This window comes from Faecalibacillus intestinalis (assembly GCF_003024685.1).
In the GTDB taxonomy this organism is placed as follows: Bacteria; Bacillota_I; Bacilli_A; order Erysipelotrichales; family Coprobacillaceae; genus Faecalibacillus; species Faecalibacillus intestinalis.
Genome location: NZ_PYLQ01000012.1, coordinates 14,252 through 30,453 on the forward strand (window position 1 = coordinate 14,252; position 16,202 = coordinate 30,453).

Annotated in this window: 15 protein-coding genes; 14 read left to right on the forward strand and 1 reads right to left on the reverse strand. The window is 27.8% G+C overall.

Going from position 1 to position 16,202, the window contains the following annotated elements; genetic code table 11:
• Positions 1-702 precede the first annotated feature (702 nt).
• A complete protein-coding gene (locus tag C7U54_RS08940) occupies positions 703-1,947 on the forward strand; it encodes an ATP-binding protein (protein WP_107030058.1) in 1,245 nt (414 codons plus the stop codon).
• Positions 1,948-2,233: 286 nt separating this feature from the next.
• Here the strand turns inward: C7U54_RS08940 and C7U54_RS08945 are convergent, their stop codons facing one another.
• Complete coding sequence (locus tag C7U54_RS08945; RefSeq protein ID WP_107030059.1) at positions 2,234-2,986, reverse strand: SDR family NAD(P)-dependent oxidoreductase; 753 nt, start codon at positions 2,984-2,986, stop codon at positions 2,234-2,236.
• A 193-nt stretch (positions 2,987-3,179) separates the two neighbouring features.
• On the opposite strand from C7U54_RS08945, the gene C7U54_RS08950 reads away from it, so the two are divergent.
• The 13 genes from C7U54_RS08950 to C7U54_RS09005 all read left to right on the forward strand — a co-directional run bounded on the left by C7U54_RS08950 (position 3,180) and on the right by C7U54_RS09005 (position 16,083).
• Positions 3,180-4,001, forward strand: coding sequence for a MerR family transcriptional regulator (locus C7U54_RS08950; protein ID WP_107030060.1), 822 nt, complete (start codon positions 3,180-3,182; stop codon positions 3,999-4,001).
• 79 nt (positions 4,002-4,080) lie between these two features.
• Positions 4,081-6,681 (forward strand): PRD domain-containing protein, encoded by a 2,601-nt coding sequence (locus C7U54_RS08955; RefSeq protein WP_107030061.1) that lies wholly within the window; start codon positions 4,081-4,083, stop codon positions 6,679-6,681.
• A gap of 324 nt (positions 6,682-7,005) precedes the next feature.
• Complete coding sequence (locus C7U54_RS08960) at positions 7,006-7,311, forward strand: PTS sugar transporter subunit IIB (protein ID WP_107030062.1); 306 nt, start codon at positions 7,006-7,008, stop codon at positions 7,309-7,311.
• On the forward strand, positions 7,312-8,646 hold the full coding sequence (locus tag C7U54_RS08965) for a PTS sugar transporter subunit IIC (RefSeq protein WP_107030063.1): 1,335 nt from the start codon (positions 7,312-7,314) through the stop codon (positions 8,644-8,646). It begins immediately after the preceding gene.
• Position 8,647: 1 nt separating this feature from the next.
• Positions 8,648-10,078, forward strand: coding sequence for a 6-phospho-beta-glucosidase (locus C7U54_RS08970; RefSeq protein WP_107030064.1), 1,431 nt, complete (start codon positions 8,648-8,650; stop codon positions 10,076-10,078).
• Between the two features lie 667 nt (positions 10,079-10,745).
• Positions 10,746-10,913, forward strand: coding sequence for a hypothetical protein (locus tag C7U54_RS14595; RefSeq protein WP_155522451.1), 168 nt, complete (start codon positions 10,746-10,748; stop codon positions 10,911-10,913).
• A gap of 86 nt (positions 10,914-10,999) precedes the next feature.
• Positions 11,000-11,743, forward strand: coding sequence for a PfkB family carbohydrate kinase (locus tag C7U54_RS08975; protein WP_107030065.1), 744 nt, complete (start codon positions 11,000-11,002; stop codon positions 11,741-11,743).
• Positions 11,744-11,955: 212 nt separating this feature from the next.
• Entirely contained in the window at positions 11,956-12,219 is a 264-nt protein-coding gene (locus C7U54_RS08980) for an autorepressor SdpR family transcription factor (protein WP_107030066.1), read from the forward strand.
• 2 nt (positions 12,220-12,221) lie between these two features.
• The gene (locus C7U54_RS08985; RefSeq protein ID WP_107030067.1) at positions 12,222-12,857 is read left to right on the forward strand and encodes an SdpI family protein; all 636 of its coding nucleotides are present in this window, start codon (positions 12,222-12,224) and stop codon (positions 12,855-12,857) included.
• Positions 12,858-12,965: 108 nt separating this feature from the next.
• A complete protein-coding gene (locus C7U54_RS08990) occupies positions 12,966-13,532 on the forward strand; it encodes a TetR/AcrR family transcriptional regulator (RefSeq protein ID WP_022002662.1) in 567 nt (188 codons plus the stop codon).
• Position 13,533: 1 nt separating this feature from the next.
• Entirely contained in the window at positions 13,534-14,292 is a 759-nt protein-coding gene (locus tag C7U54_RS08995; protein ID WP_022002661.1) for a GNAT family N-acetyltransferase, read from the forward strand.
• Between the two features lie 4 nt (positions 14,293-14,296).
• Positions 14,297-15,613 carry a replication-associated recombination protein A gene (locus C7U54_RS09000; protein WP_107030068.1) on the forward strand — a complete coding sequence of 439 codons (1,317 nt, stop codon included), beginning with the start codon at positions 14,297-14,299 and terminating at the stop codon, positions 15,611-15,613.
• Between the two features lie 113 nt (positions 15,614-15,726).
• The gene (locus tag C7U54_RS09005; protein WP_022002659.1) at positions 15,727-16,083 is read left to right on the forward strand and encodes a hypothetical protein; all 357 of its coding nucleotides are present in this window, start codon (positions 15,727-15,729) and stop codon (positions 16,081-16,083) included.
• Positions 16,084-16,202 lie beyond the last annotated feature (119 nt).

Below are 16,202 nucleotides of genomic sequence, written 5' to 3' on the forward strand. Positions count from 1 at the left end.
GAAATCATTGTATCACCTCCTTTCATGGGAGGACGATAACAAAGTAATTATATCAAATATTGTCGATAATGAATATGAAATGCTAAGTTAAATTTAAAATATACATATACAATATATTTATTTTTTTGTATAGATTAATTAGTGATATTGTTCTTCCCTGAAAACATAAAAAATTAATAATATATTTTTAGGTTTGTTAATAAAGTTTTAAAGCGTTTTGACAATGCAACTTATATGCAACAAAATTACGCTATCTCCCTTAATTTATCGTGTTTTGTAATTCTCAAAATGTTAGTAATAACTTTTATGAGATATCTAAAGAAGTATTTTAACTTTGTAAGAAGTTTGAATACTTCTTTTTTTTAAAATAAGGATATACTGACAATAATGAATATAGTAAAGAATGGTTAAATTTGAAACTTTGTATTATCATAAGAAATCAATAATATTATTACAATGGGTAGAAAATAGAATTACCTAGATGTTGGTTGAAATATTGGAATATAGTAGAATGTAAATTTGAAAGAAATTTATATTTGTGTAGGTATAATAAATGATAACGTGTGAAAATGCTTCATTATATCAATATACTCTATGATAATAAAAGTGCTTCTCACGGTACCTTAAATAACAAAATTTATAAAATAGTACCATGAATTTAGGATTTATGCTATGATAGTGGTAAAGATTGGAGGAAAAATCATGTTTAATAATGTGTATCCAAGAGAAAAGTATTTAAAAAAAATCCGTCCGTTTTATGATTCGGATATTATAAAAGTAATTACCGGCATTAGAAGGTGTGGAAAATCATTTATTTTAAAAGCTATTATGAATGAGTTGATTGATAGAGGAATCCCAAAAACACAAATTATTTATATTCCTTTAGATAGAAGAGGGTACAAAAATATAAAAACTTCTGAAGAACTCGAAACAAAAATAGAATCTATGCTAGGTGATGATGAAAATTATTATTTATTTATAGATGAAGTGCAAAATGTTTTTGGGTTTGAAAGTGTAATTCATGCATATGCTGAAGAAGGATATTCAATATTCCTTACTGGTTCAAATTCTTATTTACTAAGTGATGAAATTTCAACAAAACTTACAGGTAGGTATCTAAACTTTGAAACTTTTACACTAGATTTTTCAGAGTATTTAGAAATGAAACGATTCTTTAAAAAGAAAATAGATCAAGATATATATGTTGAGTTTGAAGAATATATTTTAAATGGAGGCTTTCCAAAAACTATAGAGTTTGATGATATTCAAGCAAGGCAAACATACACTAGAGGAATTATATCTGAAATTTTTGAAAAAGATGTTAAAACAAGAAAAAGAATTTCAAATGTTCCAGTATATGAAAGAGTACAATCTTTTCTTTTAAATAATTATTCAGCACCATTTTCGCTAAGTAATCTGCTTGAATGTTTGGAAAAGGAAGGATATAAAACAAAGGCAACAACAGTTAGAGGTTATATCGAAGATTTAAAAAAAGCAAAAATAATATATGAGTGTAATCGCTTTGATCTTAAAAGTAAAAAATCTTTAAGAAGAGAACAAAAATATTATTTATCAGATTTGGCTATATATTTTGCTATGAATACGGATAATAGATTGAGTTATGGACCTTCACTTGAAAATATGGTTTATTTATATTTAGCGAGCCAAGATTATCAAATTAGCATTGGTAAAATAGGTAAATTGGAATGTGATTTTATTACACGGAATACGAGTGGTGATTACGCATATATTCAAGTTACTTATACCATGCAAGGTGAGGATATAAAAGCCACAGAACGGATTAAGGAGAGAGAGTACCGACCATTTAGAAAAATAAGGGATGGTTATCCTCGCTATATTGTTTCATTAGATAGATTTCGTGATCAACAAGAAGGTGTTCATCATATAAATGCTATTGATTTGTTTTTAGGTAAAGAAAAAATATAATGTGTAATAAGTTATTTTGCATTGTTTTGACAATTCGACTATTATGTAACAAAGTTATCAAATATGCAACAAATTGGATTTTGAAATCAACTTGCACATTAAAATATTAGATGCTATAATCTAATTGCAAATTGGAATGCAATTAACATCAAAACGAAAAGGTAAGGAATGGTACGCCTTACCTTTTCTATTTTTAAGAGTTAGCTATTGTAGGAAAATAGTCATTTATAAATATAATATGGTTTACAATACAATTGTTAGAATTTTTTTTATTAGAACTATATTATTATTTTCCGGCTACACAACCGCTATCAACAGGAAGTATAACACCATTTATAAAGGATGATGTATCTTCACATAAGAATAGTGCTGCATTAGCAATATCTTCTGGTTTTCCTAAATGACCAGCTGGGTTTGATTCTTCTGCTTGTTTATAAGCTTCAGGCGCAATTTCTTTAAGTGAATTTACTAATTCAGTTTCAATAGTACCTGGGGCAATAGCATTAATAGTAATATTAGATGTTGCGTAATCAAGTGCAGCTGCTTTTGTGATACCCACAACACCATGTTTTGCTGCACAATAGATTGAATTTCCTTTGACCCCTAATAGTCCAGCACCTGATGCAGTGTTGACAATACGTCCAAAACCATTTTCTTTCATTATTTTTATTTCTTCAATCATACAGTTTGTAACAGCTATTAAGCAAATTCCAATTACTTTATTGACTTCTTCACTAGTACATTCATCAAGTGGTTTTGCTGGAATACCAAATCCTGCATTATTCATAGCGTAATCTAGTTTTCCAAATTGTTCTTTTATCCATATATAGGCACTTTTGATTTCATCAATATCAAATAAATTAACATGTTTATAAACAACTTTTTTTCTTTGATCACATAATTCTTTTGCCAAAACTTCTCCTTTATCGTCTTGAACATCAAAAATAATAACTTGACAACCTCTATCAGCAAACATGCGAACCATAGCTTTTCCTATTCCGCTTGCTCCACCAGTAATTAATACAATACGATTTTTCATTTTTCTACCTCCAAATTTGATTATATATAAATTATAATTTATGGAGTAACTCTATAGTCAAGGAAGGTTTTATTTATCTAATTTAGGTATGATTGCTTCTAAATATACATGAAATTGCAGAAATAAATCTTGTATGATATAATTCTATATCAATAAAACATAGGAGTAACTTAAATGTTAAGGAGTTTAGATTATGAAAATTAGTGATGCAGCTAAATTGTTGGGAATCTCTACAGATACAATACGTTATTATGAAAAAGAAGGAGTTATTACTCCAAAAAGAACAAGTAAAAATAATTATCGTGATCTAGACAATAGAGATATTATTTCATTATTGATTTGTATATATAATCGAAAAATTGGCTATTCTATGAAAGAATCGGTAGAATATGTTGAAGGTATACCAGTTTCTAAAATAACAGATATTTTAAATAAAAAAATTGATGAACTAGAGCTAGAAGTAAAAGAAACTAAAAATCTTATTAATTATTTAACAACTTTAAAAATGGAGTCAGAAATAGACTTTTATAATATTGGAAACTATTGGATTACTGTTGAACCTAAATGCTATTTATTGCCATATGCAAAAATTTCTCAATCAGAAATATGTTTTACTAAAGATAATCCAAGATATTATGCAAAATTATTTGAATATCTTCCGTTTATTAACCAAGCACAAGTAACTAATGTAGAAAATATATGTGATTCTCCACAAAGTGTAACAGAGTGGTTTTTTGTAATACCAGAAATTATTTATAATCAAATTCCTCAAGAATTTTTAGAAGATGCAAAAGTTATGCCAAGGAGACATTGTTTAAATACGGTTGTTATTAATGAAGATTGGGAATACCCAAATACTGAAATTTTTAGAGATATTTTTAGTTATTTGAAAAAACACAATATTAAATCTTGTGGAATTGCAACAGCAACTTATCCAAATTACTATTTTCAAGAAAGTGGTAAAAAAGTACGTTATGCGAAAGTTAAAGTACCTATAGAATTGAAAGGCGTATAAAAAATATAGATTTTATAAAAGTGTGCATATTTATTTTTTTGTTTTATAATATGAATATATTTAGAAAAGGAGAAATTTTATGAAAAAGAAATATGAAGTTCTTTTTTATATCGATAAACTATCTACACAAAAAAATCAAAATAATCCCTCTAAAATGTTATTTTCAACGAAAGAATTAGCAAGTTATTTAAATATTCAACGTTCTAATTTATCTGCTATTTTGAATGAGTTAGTTAGAGAAAACAAATTAGAAAAAATATCTGGGAGACCTGTGCTTTATAAAATACATAATAAATTAGATGAAAATGATCTAATCTTTAATCAACTTATAGGGGTTAATGGAAGCCTCGCTAAGCCCATTCAAGATATTAAATCAACGCTCTTATATCCTGGAAAAAAACCTATTATTTTATTGACAGGGGAAAGTGGTACGGGTAAGAGTTTATTTGCTAAAAAAATATATGAATTTTGCAAAGAAAAAGGACTTGTTAGTCAAAGTGGGCAATTAGTGAAGTTAAATTGTAAGTACTTTATGAATGATGAAACTATGATTAAAAATATATTTGTTGATTATAGAAAATCTACTATAGATAAAGCAAAAAACGGAATGATTTATTTTGATAACGTTCATTTAATACCAGAAAAATATAAATCAATTATATATGATTTAATTGAAATGAGTTCAATAAAAGAAAATAATTTTATGGTTGTTTTGTCATCTGATTACTTTAATGAAAATGCTTTAAAAAGCAATGCTCTTGATAATATATCAATAAAAATTGATTTACCTTCTTTAGATAAAAGAGGATTGGTTGAAAGACTAGAAATAGTGCAAGAATGTTTTAAAAATGAAGCAAGAAAAATCGATAAATCGTTTGTTGTTGAACCTGAAACCTTAGAATGTTTATTGCTTTATCATTGTAAAAATAATATAAAACAACTTATAAATGATATTTCTAGTGCATGTTCACATGCTTTTTTGAAGAATTTAGATAATGATTCAAATGTTTATGTTTATCTTGACGATTTTCCAATCTATGTAAAAAAAGGATTTATTTTTTATAAAGAAAAGGACATAGAACTAAATAAAATTATTTCACATGATTTTTTATATTATTATTCAAAAGACACTATTGAAAAAGTAAAAATAAAAGAAAGTAATTATACTGTTTATGAACATCTTGAAAAACAAGGCACACGAAAAACTGATACCTCTCTTTTATTGAAAAATAGATATGAACAATTGATATCATATTATAGGCAATATATTGATAAAGAAAAAATAGATGAGTTGACCATTGGAAAATATGTTTCACAAGATATTATAGATATAGTAAAAGAATTTTTAGATAACTCATCACAAAAATTAAAAAGAATATTTACTCAAGATGTCTTTCTTATTTTATCGCTTCATTTGACAAAAATAATAAATAATAATCAAAATGAATATATAAATTTTGATTTAAATCAGGTAATAAATAAATATCAAAAAGAATATATATTAAGTTTAAAATTAATAGAAAATCTTGAGAAAAGATATAAAATATCCATTCCATTAGGTGAAGCGATAAATGTAGTTTTAATTTTACTTTTGAATCAACTGAAAGAAACTGAAAATAAACCAGTATTACTGATTGCTATGCATGGAAAGAACGTTGCAAATTCTCTTGCTGGTGTTGTTAAACAAATGTCAAATAGTAATAGTGTTTATTCATACGATCTTTTATTAGAAAAGAAAATGCAAGTGGCTTATGAAGAAATGAAATCATTGATAGAGAAAATTAATAGAGGAAAGGGTGTATTACTTATATATGATATGGGTTCTGTAAAAACTATGGGTAAATTAATATCTAAAGAAACAGGTATAGATATTCGTTTTATTGCTGCCCCCTCCACAATACTTGCCTTGGAAACTGTAAAAAAGATGAGTTGTAACGATAATTTAGATGATATTATGTCTGGATTGGAACAAAGTTATCAACATTATTTTCCTACTATTGTTGAAAACTATTATCGCCAAAAAAAGAAAAATATTATTATCACTTTATGTATGAATGGCGAAGGTGGTGCTATTCAAATAAAAAAATATTTAGAAGATTCATTGGAATTACAAGATATTGATATTTTTCCATTATCAATGAGCAATCAAAAAGAATTACTGTTTAAAATTAATGAATTAAAAAAGTTATATAATATTTTATGCACAATGGGACCATTTGATCCTCAATTATATGGCGTTAAATTTATTTCAATAACTCAATTATTCAATACGCCATTAGATAAATTAACTTTATTAATTTCAAGTTCTGATCAAGATATTGTCATAAAAAAGAAAATAAAATATTCATTAATATTTAATAATATTGAGAAGCAAGCACCTAATATTGATATTGATATCTTGAAAAAAGTATTGCCAAAATTTATTCAGGAATTGGATCATCAGTATAAATTGTCCTATGATAAAAAGATAGGGATTATTATGCATCTTAGTGGAGTTATCTGTAGTTTGGTTGATAATATTCCAATTCCTAAAAAATTTAATTATAAAAATATAATTTTGACACATAAAAAAACTTATGAATATTTATATGATATATTAGAGATAATAGAAGAACCTTTTCATATTCGATTTTCTGATTCTGATATTGCAAGTTTGATTATGATTATCAAAGAAATTTAATACTTATTTTAGTAGCTTATTGTAAAGTAAGCTATTTTTTTATTTATTAGTGTATAAAGTGTATAAAAAATATTTAATAGTAATAAAAAGATAAAAATTTATTGCTTATAGAAATATAAATTAAAGTAAGAAATAAATAGGGATGAAGAAAAAAGTGTATAAATTTAAAAAAAAGTGTATAAATAAAATAAAATAAGCAAAATACGTTATTTGAATAAGAAGCGGTTACATTTTATACTACAGTTGTTAAGTAAAAAGAAATAAAAGATCGATCGAGTGTTCAATTTACTTTGACACTACCAAATTTAAAGAGAGGGAAGATTTATGAAAGTATTATTAATGTGTGCTAATGGTTTGTCGACAGGCATTTTAATGAATAAGATGAATCAATGGGCGAAACAAAATAACGAAGATTTAGAGGTAAAAGCAATTCCAATTGATGATTATTTAAGTGTTTATAAAGATTATGATGTCTTATTAGTGGGACCACAAATGAGATATAAAATTAAAGATGTTCAAAAAGCAGTAACTGATCGACCTTCGGCTGTTATTAATCCTTCAGATTATGCTTTGGGGAATGTTGAAAATATTATAAAAGAAGTAAAAAGAATGATAAAGGAGGAAAAATAAATGGATAAGTTTATGCACTTTGTTGAAGATAAAATGTCTCCAATTGCTGATAAATTAGGGGAACAAAGACATTTATCTGCAATGCAAAAAGGTTTTATGACAGTATTGCCATTGATTTTTGTTGGAGCGGTATTTATGGTTATTGCTAATCCACCGGTAACTGCAGATATGGTAAAATCAGGAGGAATTTGGTCTATTTTTTCTGGGTGGCTTAATTTTGCAACAAAATATAAAATGACAATTTTAGTTCCTTATAATATGTCAATGGGATTACTAGCAATGGCAGTTGCTTTTGTTATTGCTGATAATTTAGCAACGTCATATTCAATGAAAGGTATTACTAGTGGTTTAACAGCTCTTGTTGTTTTCCTATTAGTTGCAGCACCTGCTAATTATTTAGCTTTAGCAGACGGAACAACTTCATTATTAATGAATTGTACATATTTAGGTGCACAAGGACTATTCACTGCTATTATTGTGGCTTTATTAACAGTGGAAATTACAAGATTCTGTGAAATACATAATATTACAATTCGTTTGCCAGAAATTTGTCCACCAGCATTAACAAATTCTTTTAGAACAATTGTACCTATGGTTATCAATGTTTCTATATTTTATATTTTAAGTTTGTTAAGTAGTAATTATTTAGGAGTATCGATTCCAGCGCTTATTGAAAAAGTTTTAGCAACTCCTATTGCTGCCGTTGACTCTGTTCCTGGATCATTATTCTTATGTGCATTTATGCTGTTATTATGGTGTTGTGGTGTACATGGGCAAATGGTTACAATGGCGCTTACTGCTCCTATTACAACAGCAGCTTTTACAGCTAATGCAGCATTAGTTGCAAAAGGACAAGCACCGATTTTTCATCCTATTTTTATGACATTAGGTATTGGATTTTTGGGAGGAACAGGAAACACATTTGGATTATGTGTTTTATCTTGTTGGAAAGCAAAATCACAACAATTGAAAGCTTTTGGAAAAGCTACAATTGTACCTAGTATTTTTAGAATTTCAGAGCCAGCGTTATTTGGTGCTCCAATTATGTTTAATCCTGTATTAATGATTCCATTTATTGCCAATGGATTAATTGTTGCTATTCTTTATTGGTTAGCATGTTCATTTGGTTTAGTGACAGCTCCTTATTTATTGATTAGTGGAACGTATCCTATTTTTTTAAGTATATTTGTTTATTGTCTAGACTGGAGAGTATTAGTTTTTGTAGCATTGATGATTCCATTAACATTAGCTATTTGGTATCCATTCTTTATTGCATATGATCACTCTTTATGCAAGAAAGAAGAAGCTACGAAATTAGCTGAGGAGGAAGCATAAAATGGAGACTTTGCCAAAAAACTTTTTGTGGGGTGGAGCAATAGCTGCTAATCAAGTAGAAGGTGGCTATAATGAAGATGGTAGAGGTCTTGCTAATATGGATGTGGTTCCAAGTGGAAAAAATCGTTTTCAATATATGTTTGGGAATGTAAAAGATCTTTCTTTTAAAGAAAAAGAAAAATACCCTGTTTTAAAAGGAATAGATTTCTATCATCGATATAAAGAAGATATTGCTCTATTTGCAGAAATGGGCTTTAAAGTATTAAGATTATCTATCTCTTGGTCAAGAATATTTCCACGTGGAGATGAAGAACACCCTAATGAGAAAGGTTTGCAATTTTATGATGACATTTTTAAAGAATTAAAAAAATATCATATCGAGCCTTTAGTGACACTATCTCATTATGACTTTCCACTTTATTTGGTGAAAGAATACGGTGGTTTTAAAAATAGAAATATGATTGATTTTTATAAAAAGTATGTAACAGTTTTATTTAAGAGATATAAAGGCGTTGTTCATTATTGGCTTACTTTTAATGAAATCAATTGTACGCTAGTTTTACCTTATCTATCAGCGGGAGTGATTATAGATCAAAATGAAAGTAGAGAACAACAATTATACAATGCAACTCATCATCTTTTAGTAGCGAGTGCATGGGCGGTAAAAATTGGTCACGAAATTGATCCAACAAATAAAATTGGAAATATGTTTGCGGGAGGCACATGGTATCCATATACTTGTCATCCACAAGATATATTTGCAGCAATTACAAAAAATAGGGATGCATTCTTTTTTTGTGATGTACAGGCGAGAGGTTATTATCCTTCGTATAAATTAAGAGAATTAGAAAGAAAAGGTATTACTATTCCTTTTGAAGATGATGATAAAGAAATTCTTAAAAATAATACGGTTGATTTTCTTTCGTTTTCTTATTATGCAACTCATGTTGTTAGTGGAGACGAGAGAATAAATGAGGAGATAAAAAATAATCCTCTTGCTACTTTAAAAAATCCATATTTAGGTGAAATTTTATATAAAAGACAAGATGATCCAATAGGGTTACGCAATACATTGAATATGTATTATGATCGTTATCAAAAACCATTATTTATTGTTGAAAATGGTACAGGAACAAATGAAGTATATGTCAAAGGCAAAGAAATTAATGATGAAAGACATATTGAATATTATCGAGAACATATTAAAGCATTAAAGGATGCTGTTATTATAGATGGTGTTGAATTAATGGGGTATACAACATGGGGCTGCATTGATTTATTAAGTGCTTCATCTTGTCAAATGTCAAAAAGATATGGATTCATTTATGTGGATTTAGACGATAAAGGTCATGGGACAATGAATAGATATCGAAAAAAATCGTTCTATTGGTATAAAAAAGTAATTGAAACAAATGGTGAAAATCTAGATTAGTTTTATAATTTTTCTTCCTTGACAATATATAAAACTGAAATGAATTTTCGTTATGTACCTTGTATAACAAATTGGATTTTGAAATCAACTTGCACATTAAAATATTAGATGCTATAATCTAAATGCAAATCTGAGAACAATTGCATCAAACGAAAAGGTAAGGAGTGCCATTCCTTACCTTTTCTAGTATTTTAGAGTGTACTTAGCACTAGGCTGGTTATCGTTTAAATCTTTTGTCCAACCATTTGCATATGTAATAAACTAAAAACATGCCACGACAGATATTACTAAATCTGAGAACAACTTACACCACCTCCTTTCAGGGGAGGACGATAACAAAGTAATTATATAAAATATTGTCGATAATGAATATGAAATGCTAAGTTAAATTTAAGGTGTTTTAGTTAATGAAAGTATTGTGATGTGTTTGTTTACATCTTGATAATTGCTATTTTATAATGGGGATTACAAACTTGTTATAAAGGCGGAAAAAGGAGCAACTTTTTGTGGATTTTTAGATGTAGGTTCCATTGGAATTTATAAACCTGAACAATAGTTTGATTTAAGAACATGGATAAATGAAGGATGTAGGGAGTTTCAAGAAGAAGATAATAGTGATTTAGGAAATGTTTATATTATAAAGTTACCAAAGGATAAATTAAAAGTTTTGGCTGAAACTAAAAGAATATTTGCTTTAAATATCAGTACAGGTACCCTTTATAAAAAGGTGAATAAATTACCATATGCAATAATGAAAGATGTTTATGAGTCAAAAGCAGATACATATATAGAACAAACGTCTTTTCCGGAATGTTATGAATTTAGAAGTAATTAAACTTGATGTTCAAATATTTCTTTTTTTTTAATAAAAGAGAATACCGTTTATAATGTGAATGAATAAAGATTTATTATGGAGGAGTTATGAAAGTATTGTGTTTTGGATCTGCTAATTTGGATCATGTATATAAAGTAGATCATTTTACGGTACCGGGAGAAACTCAAGGATGTCTTGAATATAATATTAAATGTGGAGGAAAAGGCGTTAATCAAGCGATTGCCATGGCATTTGCTGGTAATGATACTTATTTTGCGGGAATTATTGGTAGTGATGGTGGCTTATTGAAAGATGCTTTAGTAGATAAAGGTGTTCATATTGATTATATGAAGATTTCTAATAAACCAACAGGGCATGCAATTATTGAAGTTGATCAAAGTGGACAAAATCATATTCTTTTATATGGTGGAACAAATAAAGAAATTGATTTTGAATATATCGATGAGGTACTTTCTCATTTTTCAAAGGGTGATATTGTTGTATTACAAAATGAAATAAATAATGTTCCTTATATCATAGAGCGTTGTTATGAAAAAGAAATGAAAAGCTTTTTCAATGCAGCTCCTTATGATATAGCTGTTAAAAACTCTCCTATTGAAAAAGTAACTTGGCTTGTTGTTAATGAAACAGAAGGAGCTGCATTAAGTAATGAAGAAGATTACGAAAAGATTATTCAAACATTAAAACAAAAATATCCTCATACCCACATTCTTTTTACAATGGGAAAAGAAGGAAGCAGAGTTTTAACAGATAAAGAAGATATAAAAGTAGAAGCACTAAAAGTAAATGCTGTTGATTCAATTCCAAATTATGAGGAAGTGTTTGAATAAATTCAAATGCTTTTTATTTTTAAATGAAAGGTAAACTTTTTCATGAAAAAATATGTTCAAACATATTAAGTCTATATACCACAATAGAAATTCTAAATTTTGAAATTAAAGAAAATTTGAATATATGAGAAAAATGGTCTTTTATTTATTTTTTAGTATGTTATAATACATTTAACAACTAAGTTAAATGTTAAATGTAAAGGATGATGAATATGGCAATGCAAGATACGCTTCATGCTTTGACGGATCCAACAAGAAGAGAAATACTTAATTTGCTTAAGCAATCAAGAATGTCTGCAGGTGATATTGTTAAAAACTTTTCTGTATCAGGAGCGGCAATCTCAAGACATCTTTCTGTTTTAAAAGAAGCAGGTTTAATTCGTGATGAGCGAGAGGGAAAATTTATTTATTATGAGCTTAATACAACGGTATTAGAAGAAATTATGTTATGGATGAGTGAGTTAAAAGGAGAATGATTATGATGAAACGAAATAAAAATAAAGTAATATTATCTTCTATTGTTGTTTTACTTCCAATGGTTATTGGTTTGCTTATATGGAATCAATTACCAAAAGATGTTGCTACACATTTTGGTTTTAATGGACAACCTGATGGTTATTCATCAAAAGAATTTGCAGTATTTGTCTTACCATTAATTATATTTGTGATTCATCTTTTTTGTATCTTTGCTGTAAGTACAGATCCAAAATCCAAAAATATTAATGACAAGATGTATTCAATTGTTTTGTGGATTTGCCCTTTGGTTTCAGTATTTATTTGTAATTGTATTTATGGGTATACATTAGGTTTTATTAAAAATATTGGCTTTATTACAGGGTTATTATTAGGAACGTTGTATATTGTTTTAGGTAATTATCTTCCAACTGTAAAGCCTAATTATACAGTTGGAATACGTGTTCCTTGGACTTTAAATGATCAAGATAATTGGTATCATACTCATCGCTTTAGTGGCAAATGTATGGTATTAGGTGGGGTCCTACTTATTATGCTGTTACCTTTTATGGATATGTTTATGCTTTTTACTTTAGCTCTTGTACCAGGAATCTTACCAATTATTTATTCCTATTTATATCATCGAAAGAAAGCTAGATAATATAAAAAATGTATTTGAACTTGAAAGGGTTTGGATACATTTTTTTAATAATTGATAAAACTAATATGATTAGTTAAAATAATAATATAATTAATTAGGAGAAATACTATGAGTAATATTAGTCGAGAACGAATTATTGAAACAGCAGCAAATTTATCAAATAAAGCAGGGTTAGAGAATTTATCATTAAAGATGATTGCTGAAGAGCTAAAGATAAAATCCCCTTCTCTCTATAATCATGTTTCTAGCCTTGATGATATAAAAAAACAATTAATGCTCTATGGCTGGAAACAAATTGAAAAATTAACGATAGAAGCAGCTGTTGGAGTGACAGGATACGAGGCATTAAAAAACATGTGTTATGCATTTTATAATTATGCAATTAATAATAAAGGAATCTTTACAGCGATGCTTTGGTATAACAAATATGAAAGTATTGAAAAAGAAAATGCAACCAGAAAATTATTTGAAATGATTTTTAAAGTGATGAAAACAGTAAATATAAGTGATGAAAATATCAATCATATCATAAGAACACTGCGCAGTTTTTTAGAAGGATTTTCTTTGCTTGTAAATAACAATGCTTTTGGTAATCCAGTATCTATAAAAGAAAGTTTTGATTTATCATTAGAAATTATAATAAATGGAATTAAAACATTAGAAGGGACTGAATAATATGAATCAGTATATAAATTTGACATTAGAAAATATTGAAAAAGAACATATTTGTTGCGCTATAGGAGATAAAAAACATCAAGCAGGTGTCACACAAAAAAAAGAATGGATTAAAAATAAAATAAAAGATGGACATGTATTTAGAAAATTGGATGCTAGAGGTAAAGTGTTTGTTGAATACGAGTCTATAGAAACAGCATGGGTGCCTATTAGTGGAAGTAATTATGAATATATTTATTGTTTATGGGTGGCAGGAAGTTTTAAAGGAAAAGGAATAGCTAATGAATTATTGGAATATGTGATTAACGATTCTAAAGAAAAAGCTAAAAGTGGGGTATGTACACTTGTTTCTAAAAAGAAGAAGCCTTTTCTTGGAGAAAAGAAATTCTTTGAACATTATGGCTTTAAAGTAGTTGATACAATTGGTGAATATGAATTAATGGCACTTCAATTTGATAATCATGAAATACCACGCTTTAATGAACAGGCAAGAACTATGAAAATAGAACAACAAGATTTTACAGTTTATTATAGTTATGAATGTCCTTATGTTGAATATGGAGTTAAAGAATTATCAAATTATGCTAAAGAAAATAATTTGATAATTAATTTTATTAAAATAGATACATTAGAAAAGGCTAAAAATGTTCCTTGTATCTTTAATAATTGGGCTAATTTTTATAAAGGTGAATTTATATCGAATACAATATTAAATGCAAAATCATTTGAAAAACTAATGACAAAGATAAAAGAGGAATAAGAAAATGAATTTATTTGATATGAATGAAAATACAAGACAACTCCCACTAGCAAGCCGTATGAGACCAGAGAAACTCGATGAAATAGTTGGCCAACTTCATATCATAGGGAAAGATAAATTGCTTTATCGTGCAATAAAGGCTGATCGTTTAGGTTCTATTATTTTATATGGACCACCAGGGGTAGGGAAAACAACGATTGCTCGAGTAATTGCGAATACGACAAAATCATACTTTTGTAAATTAAATGCAACAAATGCAGGAATCAAGGATTTAGAAAAAATCATTGAAGAAGCTAAATTTAATCAAAATGCTTATCAAAAAGGAACAATTTTATTTATTGATGAAATTCATCGCTTTAATAAAACACAACAAGATTATCTTCTTCCTTTTGTTGAAGATGGAATTGTTATATTAATAGGAGCTACAACAGAAAATCCTTATTTTGAAGTCAATAATGCTTTACTTTCAAGATGTCGTATCTTTGAATTAAAACCTTTAGAAAAAGATGATTTAATAACCTTAATTGATCGTACATTAAAAGATCAAGAAAAAGGTTTAGGTAAAGAAAAGATTATAATTGATGAAAATGCTAAAAGCTTCCTTGCAGATCAAGCAGGAGGAGATGCCAGAAGTGTTCTAAACGCCTTAGAACTTGCTTATCTTACAACTGAAAGAAACAAAAAAGGGATAATTTCAATTACTTTAGAAGTAGCTGAACAATGTATTCGAAAAAAGGCCATAAGATATGATAAAAATGGTGATAATCACTATGATACTATTTCTGCCTTTATTGAATCGATGAAACATACCGATCCAGATGCAACACTTTATTATCTAGCAAGAATGTTGATTGCTGGAGAGGATGTTAAATATATTGCTAGAAGAATTTGTGTTTGTGCATCTGAAGATATAGGTTTGGCTAATTCACAAGCTCTTGTTGTAGCGACAAATGCTTTTCTAGCGGTAGAAAGAATAGGAATGCCAGAGTCTACAACAATTTTAGCACATGCTGCTTTATATGTTTGTTGTTCGCCTAAATCATCAGCGGTTTCTAATGGCATTTATCAAGCAATGGATGAGACAAACAAAACAACGGATGTTCCTATTCCAGCATTTTTACAAGATGCAAGTTATAAAAATGCTTATAAATTAGGAAGAGGTGTTGGTTTAGATAATGTTCATCAATTTCCTAATCATTATTCAGGTAAAAAATGTATGCCTGATGAATTAGATCATCATCATTATTTTAATTTATCACAAATGGGTAGTGAAAAAAGAATCCAAGCATTTTTAGATTATCTTAAAAATAATACAAAGTAGAAGTTATTATTTGAATAGCTTCTTTTTTAAATCAACATTCTTCTTTATTTGTGTTGTTTGGTTTCATTTTTCTATTTTTTATAATAAACCTGTAAGAAATGGAGGAAATGAAAATGAATACAGATAAAATTTATGCAGAACAACTTGCTAATGAATATGCGCCAAAGGATACATCAAAGGTAGTGGCTCTTCGAAAATTAGATGCAAAGGCAAAATTACCAGCTAATATTTTTACTTATACTTTAGGAATTATTTCAGCTTTATTGATGGGTGTTGGAATGTGTTTATCAATGAATGTCATTGGTAGTGGGACAACGGGTATGTTTGTTTTAGGTGTTATTATTGGTTTAATTGGTTTAATTGGAATGGGAATTAATTATCCGGTTTATAAGAAAATACTTGTTCGTGGAAAACAAAAGTATGCTTTTGAAATTATGGAACTTGCTAAAGAAATTAGTGATGAAGAATAACGGTAATAATATTTAATTAATATTAATTAAGGTTCATTTTTTCGGTTAAACTTATAATATGATAATATAAATAGTTTAAATGGAAGTAAAATTTCATAAATAAAACAAAGGGTAAAGAT